This is a genomic window from Myroides sp. A21 (assembly GCF_000807225.1).
Classification (GTDB): Bacteria; Bacteroidota; Bacteroidia; order Flavobacteriales; family Flavobacteriaceae; genus Flavobacterium; species Flavobacterium odoratimimum.
This window is the reverse complement of the sequence record NZ_CP010327.1, coordinates 96,833-120,358: the sequence shown is the minus strand read 5'-3', so window position 1 is coordinate 120,358 and position 23,526 is coordinate 96,833. Positions and strand designations below refer to the sequence as shown.

Here is a 23,526-nt window from a genome sequence, read left to right as displayed (position 1 = left end):
AGTTTACTTCTTCTTATTAATCAAATGAACCAATTCAGGATCGTTTTCAATACGTTTTAACTCTGATTCAATAATAGACTCAACATCATGCTTAACTTGCCTGTAATTGGTTTGAATCGTTTCATTTAAGGTATTATTACCCTTAGCATCTAAGAACGAAGTTATCTGAGGTATCTTTTTATAGGATTTCATTTCTTTAGAGACTTTTTCGTTATCAACCACTATTTCTGAGTGAAATATCTTTTGCTCTATACGCTCATCAAAATTATCAGAGACAGCCCCTACAAACATTCCTTGTGTAAGGGTAGATATTTTTGAAGCAGGAATAAGCGTGTCAAGCTGGGTAGAGAAGGAGGTAGAACGATCATTTCTATTAATAGAAATACTTTGACGTTTTTGAAGTATTTTACCAAAGCGTTCTGATAGTGCTTTAGCTGTATCTCCAACAACTTGACCTGAGAAGATATTACCAACTGTGTTTTGAATTACCTTACTTTCTTTATCTCCGTAATCTCTGTTAAGCTGTGAGAAATCTTGAAACCCTAAACACACCGCTACTTTATTACTACGAGCAGTAGCAATAAGATTATCAAGACCTTTAAAGTAGATTGTTGGTAATTCATCAATAATAACAGAACTTTTAAGTTGTCCTTTTTTATTGATTAGTTTTACAATACGAGAGTTATATAGTCCAAGAGCTGCAGAGTAAATGTTTTGGCGATCAGGATTGTTTCCTACACATAGTATTTTAGGCGCTGCCGGATTATTAATATCCAAAGTAAAATCATCCCCTGTCATTACCCAATACAGTGATGGTGATATCATACGAGAAAGGGGAATTTTAGCAGAAGCTATTTGCCCTTGTAATTGGTCCTGAGCTCCACCTTCCCATGCGTCCATAAAAGGAGAGAGGTAATTTTCTAAATCAGAGTAGGAGGTAAGGATGGTAAATACATCTGCATACTTTTTATTTAAAAGCTCAATTGCGTGTGGAAACGTACAGTACTTACCTTTTTGATAAATCTTCAAAAACCATATAATTGCAGCTAATAGAATGATTGGAGATTCTACAAAAAAATCACCTTGTTTTTGTATCCACGAACGATTTAGGTTAAGCATGATGGTATAAGCTGATTCATAAGCATCAGATATATCAGTCATAAAAGATGGGTTAATTGGATTACAGCGATGACTACGACTGGGATCATCAAAGTTTATCACATAGAACTTAGGCGCAATAGCGTATTTATCTTTATGTAAAAGCAGATGATTATAAGCAATAGTTGATAAATCATCAAACTTAAAATCGTAGATATACATGGAGAATCCCTTTTCAATTTGTTGTTTGATAAAACTATTAACCACAGCATAGGATTTACCAGAACCAGGCGTACCAAGTACAATCGTTGCTCTAAAAGGATTAACGATATTTATCCAACCACTATTCCATTTTCTTTTGTAATAAAACCTTGAGGGAAGATTTACGGAGTATTCATTTTCAATAAGACGAGTCTCTTGCATAAAACTCTCGTTTTCAAAATTAAATACATCTTGCATTAGGTTATCGTTTAAGAGTCTACTTATCCAAGCACCAGATACCAAAAGTAGAATATAGCCTAAGAAAGTACTTGCTATATACAGTATAGCACTCCAAACATATCCAAAATCAAGTAAAAAGAAATTGAAAAAGAACAAACTAAAACCAACTGTAAAAATACCTATGATTTTAGAGATTGTTATCTTTTCATGTTTTACACCTTTGCCTCCCCATAGGCTTAAAGAGAGTAAAACCAGACAAAAGAGTTTCGTATAAAGTAAATGAGAAAACAGTCCTGCTGTTCGATTGAAATTCACTAGTATTCTATCTACAACAGTATGTGTTATTCCAAGGTTTAAAAAGAAAGAATAACAATACCAGTATAAGTGCATAAGTATAATAAGAATACTTACTGCTCGCATAAACGCTAAGATTTTAGCAAGCGCTTTTAAATCGTCTTCTGATTGCATAATGAATGTAATTAAGATTAACGATTTAAAGTAAAATTGTATTAAAGAAAGTACCTTGTAATGGAATGCAGTGGTTTTGTTTGGCTACATTAGATTGATAGTTTTATTTTAATTAAATTGCTAATGTATAATATCAATAGGATACATAAGGATGAGTAAACAGGAGAGAAGTATTGACTATGTTTATGATAATGAAGAAAAGAAGATAATAGATTTAAATGAAACTATTAAGTCTCAGAAGGATGGTTTTGAAATAAGAAACCAATATAATTCTAATACTATTAGATTTACATGTGTAGAATGTGGGCAAAATCTAGTTTGCGCAAACAGTAGTAAAGACAAAGTTTACTTTAGACATCTACCTCAAGCAACATATTGTGTGTTATGTGATTCTGAACTATTAAATCCAGACAACAATTTATTAGAAGCCTATAAAATCTCTGCAATTTGTAAAGAAAGTTCGAGACATAAAGAACTAAAGCATAAAATTGGACAATTGTTGATGAAAGAACCTGGTGTAGATATTAATTCTATTGATATAGATTCAAAGTTTATTATGGGACTAGATGGTAAAAGAAGACCAGATGTATATTGTGAGTATAAAGGATATAAACTAGCCTTTGAAATACAGTTGTCTAGTTTACCATTACACTATATTAAACATAGATATGACTTTTATAAAAATAACGGTATTTATTTAATCTGGATTATTGATTTAAAAAATATGCCTACAGAATTATATAATTTTCAACGTGATATAAAATACGTTTGGTCACATCAAAATTTATTAAGTGTAGATAACAATGAAGATGACAAACTTGTTTTGGAATGTTATTTTAAAGAACCATTTATTTACAAGGATGAAGTAATCCATAATAGGTGGAATAATGTTAGAATCTCATTAGATAATTTGATTTTTAATATTCAAGAATATTATTGTTTTTATTATCATTTTAACTTTGAGTTGGGGCGGAAAGAAAATGAACTTAGTTACATAAAAAGAAACTTAGAACTTAGGGAAGAGGAAGAGATCAAATCATTGAAGAAAGGAGAAGCTAAGGAAAAGATTATTTCGTTACTAAATAGGATGAAAGCTTATAGAAGTAGGGGATGGAACTTTTACTCACTGAAAAAAGAGGTAGATAATTTTAGTTATCTTGAGATTGATGCACTAAAGTCTGCTGTAGACTTGAATAAAAAAATAGAAGGGATACCTCTGTTTTTATTCTATATAAAACAATATCAATTCGGTAAAGAAGAAAAGGAAAGCTCAATGAATATAGTTGAATTTTTACTTACAACGAAAAATTTCGATTTTGATATAAACCTAAAGGATAACTTAGGAAAGGGAGTAATGGATTATCTCTATGGTAATGAGTATTTATTAAAAAGACTCTATAAGGTTGAAAAATCTATTTTCTATCATGGTTATCAACCTACTGAACAGGATAAAGATTTATTAATTTTAAAAGGAGGAAAGTTTTGGGATTCAAAGTATTATGAATGGATGTATTATTCTAATTTTAGTAAGTTAGAAGAATTAGATAAAGTACGAAATATACTTGACTTCCTTTTATTTATTGAGTCTGCTAAAAAGATGAAGATAATTGGGAAAAACCTTAAATCTTGGGTTCAATATCTTACTCCAATAGTAGATCAAAATAAACATCTTCATTCCTATTTTGTATATGTATTAAATAAAACAGAATTAGGTGCTGAATTAGAAAGAACAGATAAGAATGGAACAATTGCTAAAAGACTAGAAAATTTGGTTGACGAAGAAACAGATACAACATATTATAATATTCTTGTAAAAGTACATCCTGATATTTTTGAGGATTACATAACTTCCAAATTAAACCTCTCAAGGTCATTTTAAAGAGGTTTGTTTAAGAGAATCTTATTTTGATAGAATTAAATAAGAAACTATGCAAACTACCAATAAAAACAAAGGAGGAAGAAAACTAAAATCCAATCCTAAAAAATATAGACATGTTTTTAGACTCACTGAATCTGAAAATAATAAACTGCTTGCTTTGTTTGCATCATCAGGAATGACAAACAAAGCAAGCTTTCTTGTTTCTATGCTATTAGATAGACAAGTTAAAACAGTCAAAGTAGATGTTGCTGCTTTGCAATATCATGTAACACTTACTAAGCTTTTTAATCAATTTAGAGCGGTAGGAGTGAACTACAACCAGATTGTAAAGCTATGCAATCAATACTTCTCTGAAGATAAAGCGAAACAATCTATCTCAAAACTTGAAGAATATACCAAGGACTTATCCAAGTTATGCTATTATATTATCAAGCTAACCAAAGAGTTTGAAGAGAAGTATCTTAACGTTAATCCATAAATTATGATAGCTAAGATTGGTAAAGGAAGTAATCTTATTGGAGCTTTGTCCTACAATCAATTAAAAGTTGATAAAGGACAAGGCTCCGTTTTGTTTACAAACAACTTGCCTGAACCAACTAATACGTCAAACTATATCCCTCAACTTTACAAACACTTTGAACCCTATTTTCTTTTAAATAACAAGACTGAAAAAGTTGTTAGGCATATTTCTTTAAATCCTAACCCTAATGATAAATTATCCGATGTGACCTTAAATAAAATAGCCCAACAGTATATGGATAGTATGGGGTATGAAGATCAACCTTACATGGTCTATAAACATAGTGATATAGAAAGAGAGCATATCCATATAGTTACCATTTGCACAGATCTTCATGGAAAGAAAATTGATGATAAATATGATCATCTAAAATCAATGAAAGCTTGTCGTGAAATTGAAAAACAGTTTAATCTAACTTCATCAGTCAATCATACACACAAAGAATCCAAACAAGTTCAATTTAGCCCAATTGATTATACTAAACACAATTTAAAAGGGCAAATAGCCTCTGTAATACGCTATCTACCTAAATACTATAGTTATGATAGTTTTGGAAGCTACAATGTTTTATTATCTCTATTTAACATAAGAGCTGAGAGGGTAGAAGTTCCTTATAATGGACAAACAAAACAAGGTTTAGTATATTTTGCTTTAAATGAAATAGGAGAGAAGGTAAGTAATCCTTTTAAAGCATCACTCTTTGGAAAAAGCGCAAGTTATCAAGGGATAGAAAAACATTTTAATGCTTCTAAAGAAAGATTAAACATTTTCTCCAATAAAGCTAGTCTAAAACAAACTATCGAAATAGTTTTAAACACATCAAACTCATTACAAGAATTTAAAGAAGAGCTATTAAATCATGGTATAAACGTCGTTATCTTCCAAAACAAAGACAATAGAATCTATGGGGTAACTTTTATTGATCACAACTCAAAAAGTGTTTGTAAAGGCTCTCAGTTAAGTAAAGAGCTTTCAGCTAATATGCTGAATGAGAAATGGAGTAGGACAGAGGAACATACTAAATCAAGTTTGAAAGTACCTGAACAAACAATTTTTGAACCACATCCTCTCACAAACGAATCTATTGATTTACATCTCATATTTGAGTATCTAAATACTGATACAAGCAGTAGAGAATTTGTTTCATTTTTTAATTTATTTAATACTAATCAAGAAGTGGATCATGAAGAATTAGATTTTGAACATAGGTTAAAATTAAAAAAGAAAAGAAGAATTTAAATCAAAAACGGCGTAAGTCTATAGTGTGAATTGCTTTTTTTACAAGATGATAATTTGATTTGAATACTAATAAATCAATAAAGAATAGTGCCATTTTTGAAATGAAAATAATTACTATTTAAAAATAAACGAGTTTTTGACCAAATTCTGCACAAAACAGACCTTTTGAACAATAACCATTCTATAGAGATTTGTACCCAACAGTTGGATGAACCAATTGGGATATAATTATAATTTAAAACAAATTGTATGGTAATGTTAAAAAGGAATATTTTTTTTATTCTAATTTTCATTTTATTAGGAGCGGGATGTGGTAAAACCAAGCCAGATCATAATCAAACCAATGAGGCAGTAAGTGTAACTGTAAAAAGAATAGCAGTTTCTTCTCAGTCATTGATTTTGGAATATAGTGGTACTATTGAAGCAGATAATAGAGTTTCGATAGGTTTTAGTGTACCAGGAAGGGTAAATACGGTATTGGTACAGGAAGGACAAAATGTTAACAAAGGACAGCTGTTGGCCTCAATAGAACAAAACTCATATCAAAATAACTTTATTGTTGCTAACGCAGCATTAGAGCAAGCCCAAGACAATTTTAATCGTTTTGACCAGCTATATCAAAAAGGAAGCCTTCCTGAGCGTGATTACATTGCCTCAAAAACTGGTTTAGCACAAGCAAAAGCTAATAAAGAAACAGCATCTAAGAATTTACAAGATACTAAATTATATGCTTCTTTTTCAGGAATTATCACCCAAAAATTGACAGAAGAAGGAGCAACAGCTGCACCAGGAATCCCAGCTTTTACAATTGTAAAAACAGATAAAGTTTATGCTGTTGCTTCAATTAATGAAAATGAAATTAGTTCATTAAAAATTGGAGCTGATGCAAATATTACAATTCCGTCATTAGATAAAAGTATCAAGGGTAAGGTGGCTATTATTAATCCACAGGCAGATGATATGTCTAAAACGTATACCGTAAAAGTGCGATTGGAAAATTCAAATGGAGAACTTCTTCCTGGAATGATTGCAGATATCAGTATAAACACGGACAAGGAACAGAATGCTATTGTTATTCCTGCACAATCTGTTGTGCGAGACCCAGATAATATAAACTATGTATTTATTGCTAGAGCAAATAATACTGCTTTTAAAACAAGAGTAATTATTTCTAAAATGACAGGAACGAGTGATGTTGTTGTCAAGGAAGGCCTACGCTCTGGTGATCAACTTATTGTAAATGGGCAAACTAATTTAGAAGACGGGACACTTATTAAATTTTAATCTCCTAAAATTAATTTAAAAGATGACAAAGCGTAAAATACACTTTTTGGAAGCCGCAATGAAACATAAACAGGTTGTCATTGTGCTTGTTATCCTTCTGATGATTATGGGGATTAATTCTTTAGTGAATATGCCTCGAAGTGAAAATCCACGAATTGATATGCCTACAGCATTGATATATGCCATTTATCCTGGGGCTGATGAATATCAAGTAGAAGAAGAAGTAGCAAAAAAAATAGAACAGTACTTATTTTCATTTGAAGAAGTAAAGAAGAAAAAAGTAAAGTCTGAGGTTCGAGAAGGACAAGTTTTTATTACAACAGAGATTTATACGACGGTAAAAGATCGCAAAAAATTTTGGCATACACTACAACTGGATATGGATGCAAATTTGCGTTCAAAACTTCCTCAGGGAGTTATAGGTCCATTTATCAATAGTAATTTTGCAGACGTTACGGCGATGATTATCTCGGTATCATCTAAAGATAGGTCATATGCTGAGATTGAAAAATACCTCGATAAACTTGAAGATGGGCTAAAAGTCATTCCAATGGTGTCTAAAATCAATCGTTCTGGGGGACAGAAACAGCAGATTTACATCAATGTAGATGACAAAAGACTGCAACAATATGGTTTAGATGCAGGGGTATTAATGAGAGTTCTGCAGCAGCAGAATATTACCCAGTATACAGGAGAAGTTTCGATGGGATCTAATAATATTGTTCCCATATATACCAACAGTCGCTATAAAGATGAAAATGATATTGCTAACCAGATTGTGTATACAACACCTTCAGGAACAATTGTACGATTAAAGGATGTTGCAAAGATTGAAAGACGCTTTGAAGAGAAATCGTCATTTGTTCGAATTGATGATGAAAAAGCGATGGTACTATCTGTTGATATGCTTCCAGGGAATAATATTGTGGCATTTGGCAAAGAAGTAGAACAAAAGATTGCTACTATTCAAGAAACATTTCCACCGGATGTTAAGATGAAAACTATTGTAAATCAACCCAAGGATGTAGAGTACAGTATTAGTCATTTTATGAAGGAATTTGGATTGGCTATTGGTGCAGTACTTTTAATCGTTATGTTGTTGTTGCCTTTTCGAATTGCTGTTGTTGCCTCTGCGGCGGCTCCAATTTCCATGTTAATCACTTTTGCTTTTATGAACATGATGGGGGTTGAGTTGCATCAAGTAACCTTAGCGGCTCTAATTATTGTATTGGGAATGGTAGTTGATAATGCAATAGTTGTGGTAGATAATTACATTGAAAAATTAGATGAAGATGTTGAACCTTGGACAGGTGCTTGGCAAGCGGCTAAACAATTGATGATTCCTATTTTTACAGCTACCTTGGCAATTATTTTTGCCTTCTTGCCATTAGCGATTTTTATGGATGGAATTGCTAAGGACTTTATGTTTTATTTGCCCGTTACTGTAGCAATTGCTTTAGTAGTATCTATGCTTATCGCTCTTTTGTTTACTCCATACACTTGTTATGTTTTTATCAAAAAAGGATTAAAACACAAAATGAGTAACAGACCCCTAAAGAAAAATTTATTAGATCATTTACAATCTGCTTTTGACAAAGGGGTAGAAGCGGCATTTCGAAATCCAAAAATTACTTTAGGATTGGGCGTACTCTCTATTGTAGCGGCAGTTTTTATCGCTACTAAAGTTGATTCAGAGTTTTTCCCTTTAAGTGAGAGAAATCAGTTTAACATGGAGGTTTGGATGCCTAATGGGACTTCATTGGAAAAAACGGAGGAGAAAGTAAAGGAACTTGAACAAATATTAAAAAAAGATCAACGCGTTGTTGATGTAACGAGTTTTATTGGGATGAGCTCCCCTCGTTTTCATACCTCCTATGCTCCTGAAACACCCAAAAAACATTTTGCCCAAGTATTTATTACTACCACAGATAGTGATGCTACCAATGCAATGGCCAAAGAATATCTAGAAAAGCTAAAGGGATTTATGCAAGATGGTGCAGTGAAGATTAAGCAATTGAGTTTTCAAGAAGGGGCTCCGATTGATATTCGAGTAATAAGTGAAAATGAGGTTGACCAAAAACGCACGGCATTAGAGATAAAGAGAATTTTAGAAAATGCAGAAGGTGTTAATTATGTTCGTTTGAGTAATGAATATGACTATATGGGGGTAAAACTAAATATAGATAATGCTAAAGCTAGTCGCTTAGGGATAAGCACTCAAGCCATTACACAGACCTTAGGAGCAGGTTTAAAAGGGTATTCAATTTCAACATTATGGGAAGGGGATAAGACGGTAGATATATTTCTTCGTTTTGATGAGAAGAGTAGAAAAGATCTCGTTGCACTTGAAAACCTTCATATTTCAACTCAATATGGCAAAAAAGTGCCGATTAAAGCTGTAGCTACACTTGAACCACAATGGCATACCGGAATGTTGTTAAGAAGAAACGGACTTAAAATGCTTAGTGTTTATTCTGAAGCTCAGCTTGGTAAGAAACCCTCTCGAATACTAGAGGATATCCAACCAGCTATAGATGCTCTAGAACTACCCTCTGGAACTACAATCCAATACGGTGGAGATGCAGAGTCTAGTAGTGAAAATGCCCCACGTATGGCGGTATCCCTTGGAGTGAGCCTTATTCTAATTTTTCTAACATTATTGTTTCAGTTTAAGAGCTTGGCAAAATCGTTAATTGTGCTTTGTACATTTTTACTTAGTCTTTTTGGTGCATTTTTAGGACTTCTTATAACGGGAAATCCACTTGGAATGACAGGCTTTATGGGAATTATAAGTTTGATTGGTATTGTGGTTCGAAATGGAATTATACTGGTTGATTATGCCGATGAATTAATTCGGGATCATGGTTATAAACACAAAGCGGCGGCAATAGCGGCAGCGAAAAGAAGAATGAGACCTATTTTCCTTACTTCGGCTGCAGCTGCAGTTGGTGTTGTACCAATGATTGTCGGTAAATCTCCAATGTGGGGACCACTTGGAAGTGTCCTTGCTTTTGGACTAATTTTCTCAATGATCCTTACTCTTTTTGTGGTTCCTGTGATGTATTATAAATTTTTAAAAAATCCAATTATTCACGATGAGGCACCAGATAATCAACCTGATGGAGAAGATGAAGTAAAATACAAACCAGTTCATTGATTAACAAAATAAGTAAACTTCCTGTTGAGTTGGGTATTTATGATTCAACAGGAATGTTTTAAAAATGAATAAACATGACACGAAAATACAATAGAATATTTTTATTAGCCTTTTTGATATTGTTATTTGGACAGGCTCAGGCTCAGCAACAATTATCATTGCAAGAGATAAAAATTTTAGCTTTAGAGAATAACAAAAAAATTAAAATAGTACAAAGTAATATTAACGCTTCTATAGCGGCGAATGCTGTTGCAAAAGCAGCTGCAAAACCAACAATCGATGCTAGTGTTTTTGGACTTTATCTATCAGATCCTTTAAAAGATATGTTTCCAGAATATAGTGCGAATGGTTCGGTTTCACTAACACAGGTTCTATATGCAGGAAACAAAATTCAGAATTCAAAAAAAATAACAAGTTCTGCCATCGAGTTACAGCATGCCCAAAAGGAGTTAACAGAAGATCAGGTATTACTAAATACAGAAATGGTGTATTGGCAAGTTGTAAATCTAAAGGAAAAAGTTACCCTGGCCAATCAATATCTGCTATTGTTAGATACCTTGAAAAAAGACCTTCAAAATTCTTTTGATGCAGGTTTGATATACAAAAATGATTTACTTAAAGTAGAGGTACAACATAATGAAGCGGTGTTGAATTTAACTAGAGTAAAGGATGGTCTTGCCATTGCAAAATTGAATCTTATGCAGATTTCAGGATTGAATGAAGTTGATTTTGATATTAAAGAAGATTCTACTATGGATGTACAACTTATAAGCCAATCAGATATTACAACAGCTATAGATAAACGCCCCGAAATCAATATGCTAAATAAGACTGTAGAAATCCAGAAGTATCAGAGTAAACTAATTGGAGGGAGTTTAAAACCCACATTAGCTATAAGTGCAAATGGATTGGCCTCTTATGGGAAGAGAATTAACTTTTCTAATGGCAATAATGATATGCAAGCTTTTGTAGGATTAATTACGCTATCGGTTCCTATACTTGATTGGGGAGGAAGAAAGCAAAAAGTTAAAGAACAGGAGTACCAAACTGAAGTTAAAAAATTTGAATTAGAAGAAGCTAGAGAATTAATAAGTATAGAAATTCAAAATGCATGGTTGATGCTTAATCAATCAGTAACACAAATTGAACTCAGTAGAAAATCACTTCAACAAGCACAAGAAAATCTGCGCTTAAATCAAGATCTATTTGAGGCGGGAACTGTTCTTGGGGAGGATGTATTGAAAGCACAGGTACTTTGGCAGAAAGCGTATGCTGATGTTATAGATGCAAAGGCGAACAATAAAATAATGGAAGCTAAATATAAAAAATCAATTGGAGAGTATAGGTAAGATTTCCTTGTATCAAGTGGTTAATAGTAGTGTAAAGATTTTTATGATTTACAAAAATGTAAAAAGCTGTTGACTAAGATACTAAAACGAATTTTGTATTAATATGAAACAAATAGGTTTTTTATTCTTGATTCTTTGTACAAGTGGATATGCACAAATTCCGATGAGTAAAGACTCAATTAAGAAAATCATAACTGAATTGCCCGCTTTTTCAATTTACAAGGATAATTATTTTGTAACAGGTATCGATCTTGGGCAGAGAGCTTCAAGAAATACTATGGATGCAAAATTTCAGATCAGTTTTAAACAGCGATTAGCTGATAAACCTTACGCGGGTTTTTATCCATACCTGACTTATACTCAGAAATCATTTTGGAAAGTTTATAAGGCTTCAAGTCCATTTGAAGAAAGCAGTTATCATCCCAGCCTAGTGCTATTAAAACCTGTATATAGGGATGATAATTTTTTTGGAGCGTTGACTTTGGGAATTGAACATGAGTCCAATGGGCGTGACAGTATATACTCACGAAGTATAAATACTGCTTCAATTGGTTTTACAAGAATATTTTCATCAAAATTAATTATAAGTCTTAAGGTCTGGATACCTTTTCTCATTGATAACAACCCTTCTCTTCCCAGGTATATTGGTTATGGAGAGGGACACCTGCAATGTGTGCTAAATAAAGATAGGTTGTTTTTTGATGTTACAGTGAGAAAGGGGGCTGACTGGGATTTTAAAGGAAGTATAAATACAGGCATTAGTTATCGACTTACAAAAAGTGCAAATCAACTTATTACCTTGCAATGGTGGCAGGGTTATAGCGAGAGTCTTTTAGATTTTAAATCAGAGAGAGGAATGCTAAGGATTGGATTTATTATTAAACCTACGTTTTATAGGTTTTATTAATGAAGGAATATTTTAAAATAAAAGAGGGATAAAAATGAAGAAAATGAAGTTTGAAATACTAAAATATGGAATTTACGTAGTAATTGGAACGTTTGTACTTTTGGGAACATTCAGTTGCAATGATATAGAACAAAAACGAGTTTTATATACAGCAGTAAAAGGAACAGATACTGCCTTTTTAGAAATAACAACGTATGAAAAAAGATTCTATGGCAATTATGAGGTTAATTATGGCAATCGATCTAGAAAGGATACAGGTACTGTTGAAGGAGAGATTGTTGGAGATACACTACGAGGTAAATTTAGATATCTTAGTTATGGAGGAAATAAGACAATAAAGCCAATTATCTTCCTTCGTCAGGGGAATAAATTAAAACAAGGACGTGGAGCTGTAGCGAGTTACATGGGAATTTCATATTTTATGCCTAATAGTTACATAGACTTCGATGATTCATTTGTTTTTGACTCCATTGGAATAAAAAATCAGAAATAGGAAAATAGATGAGATACTGCAGGTTAGTTAATTGTTTAAATAGATTTGTTTTGGTAAGTATTTTAAGTTTTTTTCCTATATTCTGATGGAGATAATGTGATATGTTTTTTAAAAAATTTTCCAAAAAAAGATTGATCGCTAAAGTTCAGTTCATTTGATATCTGAGATATAGTCAAATCAGGATTAGAAAGCAAAATACAAGCTTCTGTAATAATAGCAGCATCTATTAGTTCGCCTGTTGTTTTACCTGATACTTCTTTGAGTATCTTAGAAAGATGTGCAGCCGTCAGATTTAGAGCATCAGAGTAGAACTGGACTTTTCTTTCTTTTTTGAAATTTTCTTCAAGAAGCTTTATGAATTTTGAGGTAACCTCTTCTTTTCGTGTCATTTTAGTTACGGTTTCAGCATATCTTTCACTATATATTTCTGCAACTTGATACATTAATAAATTGAAACTGTGAATTAAAAGCTCTTTACCATAAAATGAACTTGTAGTAGTGTTTTTTTCATGAAGAAGTAAGGTAATTTTAACAAGATTATCTACTTCTTCATCTTTTAATCTAAGGCTTAGTGCTGTCTTAGAGGCAAAGAAACTAAAAGCATTTGCATCAGTTCGGTTAAGACTATGACTTAAGGCAAAGTTCATACTGAAGCTAATAGTAATAAGAGAGATACTATCTTTTATTTCCTTAATATGCGTAACTGTGTGAGGAGAAATAAGCACTATATCATTCGCTTGAATGGTATAATCCAATAGATTAAATTGAATTTTAGAACTCCCAGATAATACAATCATAAGGGTATAACTGTCTAAGCGAAAGGGGTAGGGAAAGGGGCTTTCTTGTATATCTTCCTTGCTTATATAAATATGAAGCCCTTCAGTTTGAGGTGTGTCACCTAAGACTTCAAGGATGTCATTAATAGAGTTTTTTTTAATACTTTTTTTCAATATCCATTTTTTGTAAAGATAAAGTTTTCTGTGACTTTTTTAAAGCGAACTTATTATTTGAATTTACTCTGTTTAAAATCTAGTTGATTATAATCCCAATCTCAATAAAACTAAGCTTCCTTGGATCAAGTTTATTTGCCGTATTTTATCGTTTAGAAAATAATAAGTGTTGAGGTAAGTAACTTCCCCAAGTGGAACGGTTTGAAACGAAATACCCAGCTTATACTGAAACAGATGATATTGTCTGGCTAATTTACTAAGAAAAAAAAGACTTTATAAGAATTGGTAAGAATTGCTGAAATTTTCTTTCAGTACTTAAAGATTCTAAAAAAGTTTAATCGAAAAACTACTGTTGAACTTTGCTGTTTTTCCTCACTATTGTAAAATTCTTGTTATGCGTTTGGCTTTCGTTGATTAAGTGTTATTTAATATTTTATAGTAGTCCAAGAGTTTGAAGTGAATCTACGATGTCTCTTACATCAGAGGTGTTCAACCTATCAAGTAATGAATATCTTTTTCCGAAGCCATTCAAAGATGTACCTGTTAAAATTCCTTTCTCCCTTTTATTTGAAATCCAAAATCTATCATGATAGTCATTTGAAGTTTTATGCAGAATGTTAAGTGATGCTTTTTTCGTTTTTAAGTTTGTCTCGATTGTAGTCTTCAAAGCTTTATCAACTTTATTCGGATAAGTAATTATATGTAATGTGTTAACTTTTGATAAATATTTGTCAAGTGTCAATTCAATTGTAGTAGGATATGTTGTGTCAGTTGTTGGGGCATAAAAATAAGGATCAATAATTATTAATTCATTATCAACACCAATCTTGTCAAGGTATTTATGCATTGCATCAATAATATTGTTTTTAGTTGCTCCCTTTGCAACTAGATGCTCTAAAACAGGTTCTGAGTTTATGAGAGATGAAAGTCCATGCTCCAAAATATAATTAATGATTTCTTCTTTGAATGAAAAAACAACGTTATTAACTTGTTTAACTTCATAATCTCTAAGATTAATATCTTCATTATTAGAAAGTTTGACAACAATATCGGTGTAGTCAATATTTTCTTTTTCAGGTGTTAATTGCCATATTATGTCCATATTCTATTTTACTTATTATTTTCTGTTATCAGTGTTTTCTTTTTAGTAGAGTCTTCAATAAGTTGATGCATAGCAAGTGTGCGTTTTGCAAAGTGGTGGGAATTGAAAGTAAAAGTTTTAATTCAATGCTAATTAAATCAAATTTCTATTATTTGGCTAAAATTAAGTTTCAATCTTAAAAAACCACCTTTTTTGAAAGACGTATGTTTTATGTAAGTTTTTATTTTTAAAATGTTTTAGGCAAATATTCGGAATATTTTTTTCTTAAAAATTCAAGATTTTTTTCATTATCCATTAGATTCAGATTTAGTTTCTCTTTTATAAACTCTAAACGCTGTCTAGCTTCACTAATGATATCTCCCCAAGATAAAATATACACGTCAAAGTTTTCACCTTCGTGAATATGGCCATATTTTCTATTTTTTTGTGATAAAAGTGGTTTTATTTCTTTTTTAACGTCTTTTGTTAAAAGTATAAATTTCCATTTTGTTTTCTCCTTCGGAAATCTGTTATCACTTGATACAACAGTTGCATACCCCTCTATTTGCGACTTTTCAGGAAACCCTGCATCCAAATTAGGCCTTTTTAATTCAATAACTAAGTTTTCTTTACCTGAGCTCCCTAAACTGAATTGTTGCCATAAACATACATCAGGAATAGTTTCTAAATTCGAATTATCTTCGGAATTAATTATATTTTCAAAGTCATCTCTTTTTAGATGATCTTTCAGATATGATTTTAATACGTTTTTTAGTGTTAAATCATCAACACCATATGTATACTCATCACCAAATATCCAAGTTTCTTTAGCAATTATCTTATGTAAATGCTTTCTTTCTAGAACATTTTTATTTAAATCTCTGTTATAAATTATTTCTTCAAGAGCATTTAAAAACATTAATCTATTTTTGATTTCAGTCATTGTATCTATAACCGTAGATAGTGATGATTCTTCTAGAATTTCTACTAATTCTTCTCTTTTTTCTTTAGGAAGTTCAATGACTTCAGTAAGAATTTTTTGTAAATTATGAGAATCATTTTCAAGAGCTTCTTTTATTAATGTTAGAGTAAATTTTTTGCTTTTTAAATCTTGATTTTCAAAATCTGGTAAAAATTCGTTGACTTGTAATGCAACAATATCAAATACTTGTCTTTTACTTTCTTCAATAATATTTTCAGCTTTTTCTTTGTAGGGATAAATACCTTGTTGTTTAAGTTCTATTATAAATTCAGATGAATAAAAATGCATTCTTTTTTTAGAATATTCACGAGCAAATTTTTTAGATTCATTTATAACATTTACCATTACTTCATCGAATTCTTGTACATCGATTTTGTTATCTCGATGCAATGATTCAATATAAATTGATTGAATAAATATTGAGATTGGAATTGACGAACGAATTCCAAGATTAGTTTCTCTAAATGGAATTCCTTGTTTATTACATAAATATGTTTTTTCTTTATGTCAAAATTCCATTCAATTACTTTAATTTTAAATCTGTGAGTTAAATTTTCGGTATGAACTAAGTGTTCTGTTTCATCACTATTTTTAATTAGTGATTCAAATTCTAACTTTTTATTATTAATATAAATATTAAAATCACGATAATTTATCCAATATGATGCAAACTTTTGTGATAATTCTTTCCTGTTTTTTTCATCATAAATTTGATGAACAATTTCCGAGTTAGTATTTTCAATTAAGACACTTACTCCTATAGGGGTTAGATAGAAATGTACATAGATATAGGATATAAAAAAGGTCGAAAAACCCAATAAAATCAAGGGTTTAGCTATAAAAAAGGTCGAAAATGAAAACTAATAGAAATGTACATTTACTACCATTTTACTACCATAAAATAAGAACCGTTTAAACGTTTAAACGGTTTTACTACCATATAGATACCTAGAGAGGTATAAAAAACGCCGTAAAAGCTTTAAAATAGGCTCTTACGGCGTTTTTTATGGTGTTTAAATACTTATTAAAGAATGTATGAATACCGTTTAAATGGCTTATAAAGGGGATTCATATTAATACTGTTCAAACTCTATAAAGTGTCGTGTGAAAGGTATTAGGGGTGCGGTTAGGGATGCACTTAGGGATGCAAAATATACCCTAAAAAGTATGAAACGAATAGTCGATTATACATAGGTTAATACGCTAAAACATATAAAAGGTGTAAAGCAATGGGGTGTAATGACACTAAAAAAACAGCTAAAACAATACGTTATCATTGATTATCAGTTATTTAGACCATTAATCTATTAAACACACCCTCCCTACACTATATCACACATCCGATATGATAAATATACCTGTACACTACATCACTCTTAAAGTATCTCCCAATCTTTATATCCTTCAGCTCTATACTTCTCAAGTCGATCATTATAATTATTGAAGTCATCAAGTGTTCTAAACAAAGGGGCTCCTTTATATTTATCGAAATACTCCTGTTTTTCTTCATCTGTTAGATTTACTGTTTCCTCTTGTACTTTGTTATAGTACATATCTAAAAAGTAAATAGGATTATGTATTATTCTTCTGAACTCTTTTTCCCAGTTTTCCATATATGTTTAGTTATTTATAAATACAGGTCCGTTTGAATATTCTTTAACTACATAGCCAAGAACAAGAAACATTTTTCTAACGCTTTTTTTAGGAATAGTGATCTCAGGGTGTATTAATCGACCACTACTACCATAGGTTTCTTCATTAGTACTAATGGCAGCAATAGTATCTCCATCATCATAAAGTTTCTTTGTTATTCTGTATTCGGCGGTCTCTATACAGTAGTTACGCCCCCAAATGATTAAATCACGGTCTATTACTTCTTTAAGAGCAAGTATACACCCACTTGGGTATTCTGTCATACTATCCCCATAATGTCTTATAGCAGCTGTAGCACCCGTAAACCAATCACCAGCATCTATAAACTCACTTGTTTGATAAACAGAATCAGTGTTAGCAACTGTAGCTGTACCCCCTATAGACTGTACATCTTCATACAAAGGAATTAGGTTACGTTTAGGAGCTGGTTCTTTAGATGTAAGAGGAGTATCAGACTTTAACATCTCTCCTTCTCCTGTTAGTAGCCAATTTGAATTAATATCAGTATAAAAATTGAGAAATCTCATTAAGTTATCTTCTGATAAACCATTGTTTTGTGATAAGACACCATTAGAAACACCTGTTTCAGCGTAAAAATTGGTCTTTTTAATTCCCTTGTAATCAAGGTATTGTAAAATTCTTTCTTTAAGAATTGAATTTTCTCTCATTTTGATTTGTTATTTTGTGAGATATCTCATTATATTTGTCTTGTACAAAAGGACAAAAAGTAAAAACGAGTAAATATATGGAAAAAATAAAAAAGCGTAATGAATATAATCAAACTGTTATCATTCAGCTAAGTAAGAAATACAGAATTACTGAGGATTATGTTCGAAAGTGTTTGAGTGGTGTCAGAGATAATCAGACTGCTGACGCTGTAAAAAAAGACTATAACAAAGCAGTTATAGCCTTAAAGAAAGTACAAGACGTGGTGTTAAACAGTATAATCTAAGCAGTATGGAAGGAATAAAGGTTAAATATGAAATAGAAGTTAATCTACCTGTTGAAATTCCAGAAGAAGATTATGTGAAACTTCTTGATTTATTTTCAGAACATATTCTGAATTTCTTAGAAAAGAAATACTATAAAGGCAAACATGTGACAGCAAACTCATCAATACGTATAGTAGAATAAACAGAGTAAAAATAGTAACTAACCAATAATGTAAATATGTATGAATATGTAAATAATGTATTGAGTATTCCTGCGAGATTGTTGTATGAGGATTTTGGTAAGATGAGCTACAATACATATAAAAGTTATGTACAAAGAGGGAAGCTTGTTAAGACAAGAGAAGGGAGAGGAAAAGGAAATGAGGCAATGATAAGTTATTACGACTTAGACGATGATTTAAAGGCGATATGTATAGCACAACTTGGCAATCCAAAAGAAGTAGTGGTACGCAATAAGCTATTAGACTTTATAGAACCTGATATCAATGCTGCTAGATTCTTTGCTTCACATCGCAAACCTGATGGTAAGCCTTTGAGTGCAGAGGATCAGATAGAAAAGACAACTAATGCGATTATACTCAATGCGATTAAAGTAATTATAGATAATCCTAAAGTAAGTAATAGTACCTGGGGGAAAAACAAAACGAATGCTTGGAAGAATATCAGTGAAGCAGTGAATGACTTGGTTAATGTGAGTCAAAGAGATGTAACTGCTAGAACTTACAAACACAGTTTACCTGAGAATCCAAGACGACTGCAAACTAAGTACAAGGATTATCAGAAAGAAGGCTATGCAACCTTTATACACAAAGGAGAAGGACGCAAGAATGCACAACTAATCAAGGGAGATATCGCAGACTATTTAATAGCTATGTATGCACAACCTAATAAAGTCAAAATACCTGAGCTGACAGAACGCTACAATCAGTTAGCAGATATGAAGGGATGGGCAAGTTTGACAGAGAGTGCAATATACCGCTGGCTTATGGAGCCAGCACAAGAGCGAATATGGATGCTTGGGCGACATAGTATAGAAGAATACCATAAGAAGTATGGCTATAGTTTATCTATCAACAAAGAGGAACTATATCCGAATTACTACTGGAGTATAGATGGAACTAAACTTGACTGGATACATATATGGGAGCCATCAACTAATAAGATGGGAAGTGCATTAAAAGTAGATGTGGTAATCGATGTATATAGTGAGAAGATCATTGGCTGGAGTTTAGGATTTAGTGAGAACCACATCGAGCACTTTAGAGCTGTGAAGATGGCAGTCAATGAAGCACAGTGCCGACCATACTACCTCACTTACGATAATCAATCAGGGCACAAGAGTCAACGTATGCAAACTTTATATAATGAATTAGTAGCAAAAGATGGAGGTTTTCATCATGCGCATAAGCCAAAGGAAACTAAAGGTCCAGTGGAAGGTGTGTTTAGAAGGTTACAACAACAAGTGATTAACCGTTTTTGGTTCTCAGATGGACAAAGTATTAAGGTACGAAGAGCAGATAACAGAATGAATGTTGATTTTATCCATGATAACAAAGCCTTCCTTAAGACTACAGATGAATTAGTAGAAGCATGGCAGGCAGTTGTAAACATTTGGAATAACAGGAAACATCCACATCAAAAGAAGTTAAGTCGCAATGAGGTGTATCAACAAGAAATGGATAAAAAAGAACCTTTAAGTCTAGTAGATATCGTGGATAAGATGTGGATAGAAGAGGCAAAACGCCCTATAACCTACAAAGCACATGGATTAGAGATGTGGTTAGGAGATCACAAGTATATCTATGAAGTGTATGATGTTGATGGCAATGTTGACTTAGAGTTTAGACGTGTGAATGTCAACAAGAAATTCATCGTGCGCTTTGATCCTGATTTTATGGATGGATATATTCAACTCTTCGAAAAGGACTATGATGGCAATATCATTTTTGTAGCCAATGCAGAACCAAAACGCAAGCATGGACTACATGGATTCAGAAAAGAAGGAGACAACTATGTCAATGATCACAATGTTAAGGCACTTGAGCGAGAACGCGATCTTATGGCATTAGCGGCAATTAGATATAAAACAGGTATTACGCCTGATACCTTAATCGAAGAACAAGAGTTTATTATTAAACAAGGTGGAGATGTAGAAAAAGGTAGAAGAGCATACGCAGAATCAAGAGAGAATATAATATCACTATACGAAACTTATTAACTATGGAAAATACACAAAAAACCAAGATTGTAGAGCAACTAAAGCTTATGGCTGCTAAGAGTTCTCAGAATAAATTGGCTGTAAAAGCAGATATCAGTGCAGGAACATTGAGCCAAATGATTAATGGCAAGTGGGAATTAATCAAAGATGAGATGTGGAATAAAGTACGAATCAACTTAGGGATTCAATTTGGATGGCAAACAGGTGAAACAGTTAATTACAGACTCTTAAAAGACCTTTTAAAGACTGTTCAAACAGAGAGTTCAACTGTGTGTGTTAGTCATAATGCTGGAGCGGGAAAGACACATAGTTATAAGGATTATGCGAAAGAATACCCACTTGTAATTTATGTAGAAGTAATGCGATACTGGACAAAGACAAGGTATGTAAAAGAATTAGTGAGAGCTGCTGGACTTGATGATAATGGAACAACAGATACCTTAATAGAACGCTTTATTTCTTATTTAAAGAAATGCAGTTACAACGGTATAAAACCAATAGTAGTTATTGATCAGATGGACAAGCTTGGCGAACGTAGTTTTGATTTAGTTATTGATATACACGATTCAGTTTACAAAGAATGTGGCTTTATTCTATCAGGAGTACCAGCCTTAAAGAAACGAATAGAAGCTGGTTGTAGGTATGACAAGATCGGGTACAGAGAGTTAAAGAGTAGGATTAATTCAAACTATATCTCTTTACCACAGTTTAGTTTAGAAGATGTAAATAATATATGCAGTGCTAATGGTGTGACAGATGAAGAGTATATCCATTTTGTATATAACAATAGTCAAGGAGATTTAAGAAGAGTACGATTAGATATAGAGAAATACTTTTTAAGAAATGAAAGTACCAAGAGCATATAGTTACGAAGATGCCAAACGCAAGAAGTTTAAGGATATTACAGTCGATAAATCATGGGAGGAACACTTAGGAAGTCCACAGTTAGGAAGTAGTAGTTGGTTTATTTATGGAGGCAGTGGACAAGGAAAGACCTCTTATGTATTGCAATTAGTCAAGATGTTGTGTGGGTACTATAAAGTGCATTACAACACCTTAGAAGAGGGAATGAAAAAGAGTTTTGTATTAGCCTTAGAAAGAAACAACATTAAGTCTGTTAAAAACAACTTTAGTTTTCACCAGGAGAATTTAGAAGAGTTGACAGCAAGACTTTCCCGACCAAGACAGCCTAAAATAGTAGTGATAGACAGTGTACAGTACTTCTTTAGAGGCAAGAATACAATAGACTATGAACTATTTATCAAAAAGTTTCCAAAAACTACCTTTATATGGATAAGCTGGGGACGTGGAGATACTCCAATAGGTGCAGTAGCAGAGGCAGTAAGCTTTGATTCAGATATTCGTGTGAAGGTAGATAAGTTTGAGGCACGTATTGAGAAGAACCGCTTCGAGACAGGTAAGTCTTATATAATATGGGATGAAGGATATGAGGCACAAAGAATGAAATTATTATCAAAAGGGTAAGTACAGATAAGTTATGAGAAAGACAATTATAGAACTATTAGAAGTAACTCCTACTTATTATGATGAAATAGTGTTACACAGCTTTGTAGATTGGTGTATAGGGTTTAATCCAACAGCATATTCGCTACAACAGGCACTATTAAGTAAACCTATACAGAGGTACTTTAAAGATACTTATGAAACCTTAGAAGAGCAATTCATTAAAGAGATACAAGAATATAAAGGATTAGATGCATCTGCTAAAAATGAGTTCTATGCAACTATCACTAATCAAATCTTTAAAAGTTATCCAGGGGCGTTGATTCCTAAATATAAAAAGAGTAAACAACCAATACTAAATCAGAACTAATGACAAAACAACAAATAAAGAATAAGATTAGTGAACTAGACTATTGGTTGACTAATAATGCACATCACACTAATTATACATTAGTACTAAAGGATAAGAAAGAGTTAGAACAACAACTAATAACATTAGAGCAAAATGAGCAAGGAATTAAATAGGCTTAGTTTTTTACACGAAGTATTGTATATCACCAGTGAAACTGAAATGCTGACAGTATGTGAAAGAATACTTATCAATCAGGAAAGAGGATATCTTCTTAGTAAAGGTTCTTATAATGAGTTAAGACCTTATGAGATACCTCTACACTTAGAAGAGAAGATAGAGAACATTATGGACTCAATAAAAGAGAAAGAAGTAGAATCAGAAATAATAGAATAAGAGATATGAAAGATATTAAGGATATGACAACGCAGGAGTTGGAGCAAATGCTAAAGGAACGCAAGAAAGCAGAACAGGCAGATCTTGCTAAGAAGAAAAAGGAGTATGAAAGTAAAAGGGATTATACTGTTAATAGTTGTGTTGAAGCTGCTATAAATTTGAATAAGGTAATTCAGGAGTTTAAGAATCAAGTGCATCAATTAATGGATGAACAGGCAACTTTAATCTCTGAATATGGAATGATAAGAAGTACAAGCAAAGGAGGTTTTACTATTAGTAACTCTGATAATACCATGCAACTTAAGAGACGTCGAGATACTGAGCCTGCATGGGATGAAAGAAGTACTAAGGCTGTAGATCTTATTAAAGACTTCTTAGGGGATGCGATTAAGAAACGAGATACAAAGATGTATGAAATACTAATGAGTTTCTTACAGCGTAACGAGAAGGGAGAACTGGAGTACTCTCGTGTGATGGACTTGTATTCTCATGAAGATAAATTCGATGATCCACGATGGAAAGAAGGTTTAAGACTTATCAAAGAAAGCTTCTCTAATCATCTACGTGGTTATGGGTATGAGTTCAAGATTAAAGATAAAGATGGCAAGTGGACTAATGTATTGTTGAATTTTTCAAGTTTATAGT

Annotated in this window: 23 protein-coding genes; 17 read left to right on the top strand and 6 right to left on the bottom strand. The window is 32.3% G+C overall.

Annotation, left to right across the window (positions count from 1 at the left end):
- Positions 1-3: 3 nt before the first annotated feature.
- Complete coding sequence (gene mobC, locus MYRA21_RS00595) at positions 4-2,007, bottom strand: conjugal transfer protein MobC (protein WP_039328208.1); 2,004 nt, start codon at positions 2,005-2,007, stop codon at positions 4-6.
- 151 nt (positions 2,008-2,158) lie between these two features.
- Between mobC and MYRA21_RS00590 the strand changes: the two genes are divergently transcribed.
- The 8 genes from MYRA21_RS00590 to MYRA21_RS00555 all read left to right on the top strand — a co-directional run bounded on the left by MYRA21_RS00590 (position 2,159) and on the right by MYRA21_RS00555 (position 12,835).
- The gene (locus MYRA21_RS00590) at positions 2,159-3,886 is read left to right on the top strand and encodes a DUF6035 family protein (protein ID WP_039328206.1); all 1,728 of its coding nucleotides are present in this window, start codon (positions 2,159-2,161) and stop codon (positions 3,884-3,886) included.
- 49 nt (positions 3,887-3,935) lie between these two features.
- Positions 3,936-4,364 carry a plasmid mobilization relaxosome protein MobC gene (locus MYRA21_RS00585; RefSeq protein ID WP_039328202.1) on the top strand — a complete coding sequence of 143 codons (429 nt, stop codon included), beginning with the start codon at positions 3,936-3,938 and terminating at the stop codon, positions 4,362-4,364.
- A gap of 3 nt (positions 4,365-4,367) precedes the next feature.
- Positions 4,368-5,645 carry a conjugal transfer protein MobB gene (gene mobB / locus MYRA21_RS00580; RefSeq protein ID WP_039328199.1) on the top strand — a complete coding sequence of 426 codons (1,278 nt, stop codon included), beginning with the start codon at positions 4,368-4,370 and terminating at the stop codon, positions 5,643-5,645.
- Positions 5,646-5,894: 249 nt separating this feature from the next.
- Entirely contained in the window at positions 5,895-6,929 is a 1,035-nt protein-coding gene (locus MYRA21_RS00575) for an efflux RND transporter periplasmic adaptor subunit (protein ID WP_039328196.1), read from the top strand.
- Between the two features lie 22 nt (positions 6,930-6,951).
- A complete protein-coding gene (locus MYRA21_RS00570) occupies positions 6,952-10,086 on the top strand; it encodes an efflux RND transporter permease subunit (protein WP_200888300.1) in 3,135 nt (1,044 codons plus the stop codon).
- 74 nt (positions 10,087-10,160) lie between these two features.
- The gene (locus MYRA21_RS00565) at positions 10,161-11,435 is read left to right on the top strand and encodes a TolC family protein (protein ID WP_052237526.1); all 1,275 of its coding nucleotides are present in this window, start codon (positions 10,161-10,163) and stop codon (positions 11,433-11,435) included.
- Positions 11,436-11,538: 103 nt separating this feature from the next.
- Complete coding sequence (locus tag MYRA21_RS00560; RefSeq protein ID WP_039328193.1) at positions 11,539-12,342, top strand: phospholipase A; 804 nt, start codon at positions 11,539-11,541, stop codon at positions 12,340-12,342.
- Between the two features lie 43 nt (positions 12,343-12,385).
- Positions 12,386-12,835, top strand: coding sequence for a hypothetical protein (locus MYRA21_RS00555; protein ID WP_144246091.1), 450 nt, complete (start codon positions 12,386-12,388; stop codon positions 12,833-12,835).
- Between the two features lie 62 nt (positions 12,836-12,897).
- Here the strand turns inward: MYRA21_RS00555 and MYRA21_RS00550 are convergent, their stop codons facing one another.
- The 5 genes from MYRA21_RS00550 to MYRA21_RS00525 all read right to left on the bottom strand — a co-directional run bounded on the left by MYRA21_RS00550 (position 12,898) and on the right by MYRA21_RS00525 (position 18,169).
- Positions 12,898-13,785, bottom strand: coding sequence for an AraC family transcriptional regulator (locus MYRA21_RS00550; RefSeq protein ID WP_039328190.1), 888 nt, complete (start codon positions 13,783-13,785; stop codon positions 12,898-12,900).
- A gap of 433 nt (positions 13,786-14,218) precedes the next feature.
- Positions 14,219-14,887, bottom strand: coding sequence for a hypothetical protein (locus tag MYRA21_RS00545; protein WP_039328186.1), 669 nt, complete (start codon positions 14,885-14,887; stop codon positions 14,219-14,221).
- Between the two features lie 226 nt (positions 14,888-15,113).
- A complete protein-coding gene (locus tag MYRA21_RS00540) occupies positions 15,114-16,238 on the bottom strand; it encodes a hypothetical protein (RefSeq protein ID WP_039328183.1) in 1,125 nt (374 codons plus the stop codon).
- A gap of 986 nt (positions 16,239-17,224) precedes the next feature.
- A complete protein-coding gene (locus MYRA21_RS00530; RefSeq protein ID WP_039328177.1) occupies positions 17,225-17,461 on the bottom strand; it encodes a hypothetical protein in 237 nt (78 codons plus the stop codon).
- Positions 17,462-17,467: 6 nt separating this feature from the next.
- Positions 17,468-18,169: a hypothetical protein gene (locus MYRA21_RS00525; RefSeq protein ID WP_039328173.1), complete on the bottom strand. Its 702-nt coding sequence runs from the start codon at positions 18,167-18,169 to the stop codon at positions 17,468-17,470.
- 77 nt (positions 18,170-18,246) lie between these two features.
- On the opposite strand from MYRA21_RS00525, the gene MYRA21_RS00520 reads away from it, so the two are divergent.
- The 9 genes from MYRA21_RS00520 to MYRA21_RS00490 are packed head-to-tail and all read left to right on the top strand — an operon-like array spanning position 18,247 to position 23,525.
- The gene (locus tag MYRA21_RS00520) at positions 18,247-18,453 is read left to right on the top strand and encodes a hypothetical protein (RefSeq protein ID WP_144246090.1); all 207 of its coding nucleotides are present in this window, start codon (positions 18,247-18,249) and stop codon (positions 18,451-18,453) included.
- A gap of 5 nt (positions 18,454-18,458) precedes the next feature.
- Complete coding sequence (locus MYRA21_RS19070) at positions 18,459-18,635, top strand: hypothetical protein (RefSeq protein WP_158437102.1); 177 nt, start codon at positions 18,459-18,461, stop codon at positions 18,633-18,635.
- A 36-nt stretch (positions 18,636-18,671) separates the two neighbouring features.
- Positions 18,672-20,672, top strand: coding sequence for a DDE-type integrase/transposase/recombinase (locus tag MYRA21_RS00515; RefSeq protein WP_039328168.1), 2,001 nt, complete (start codon positions 18,672-18,674; stop codon positions 20,670-20,672).
- A 2-nt stretch (positions 20,673-20,674) separates the two neighbouring features.
- Positions 20,675-21,538: an AAA family ATPase gene (locus MYRA21_RS00510; RefSeq protein ID WP_039328165.1), complete on the top strand. Its 864-nt coding sequence runs from the start codon at positions 20,675-20,677 to the stop codon at positions 21,536-21,538.
- The gene (locus MYRA21_RS00505) at positions 21,516-22,157 is read left to right on the top strand and encodes a hypothetical protein (RefSeq protein WP_039328162.1); all 642 of its coding nucleotides are present in this window, start codon (positions 21,516-21,518) and stop codon (positions 22,155-22,157) included. The genes MYRA21_RS00510 and MYRA21_RS00505 overlap by 23 nt, the downstream gene beginning before the upstream one ends.
- Positions 22,158-22,170: 13 nt before the next feature.
- The gene (locus MYRA21_RS00500) at positions 22,171-22,506 is read left to right on the top strand and encodes a hypothetical protein (RefSeq protein WP_039328159.1); all 336 of its coding nucleotides are present in this window, start codon (positions 22,171-22,173) and stop codon (positions 22,504-22,506) included.
- Complete coding sequence (locus MYRA21_RS19115; protein WP_200888299.1) at positions 22,506-22,661, top strand: hypothetical protein; 156 nt, start codon at positions 22,506-22,508, stop codon at positions 22,659-22,661. The genes MYRA21_RS00500 and MYRA21_RS19115 overlap by 1 nt, the downstream gene beginning before the upstream one ends.
- On the top strand, positions 22,642-22,881 hold the full coding sequence (locus MYRA21_RS00495) for a hypothetical protein (RefSeq protein ID WP_052237524.1): 240 nt from the start codon (positions 22,642-22,644) through the stop codon (positions 22,879-22,881). Before MYRA21_RS19115 ends, MYRA21_RS00495 begins: the two co-directional genes overlap by 20 nt.
- 5 nt (positions 22,882-22,886) lie before the next feature.
- Positions 22,887-23,525, top strand: coding sequence for a DUF3164 family protein (locus MYRA21_RS00490; RefSeq protein ID WP_039328155.1), 639 nt, complete (start codon positions 22,887-22,889; stop codon positions 23,523-23,525).
- Position 23,526: the final 1 nt, after the last annotated feature.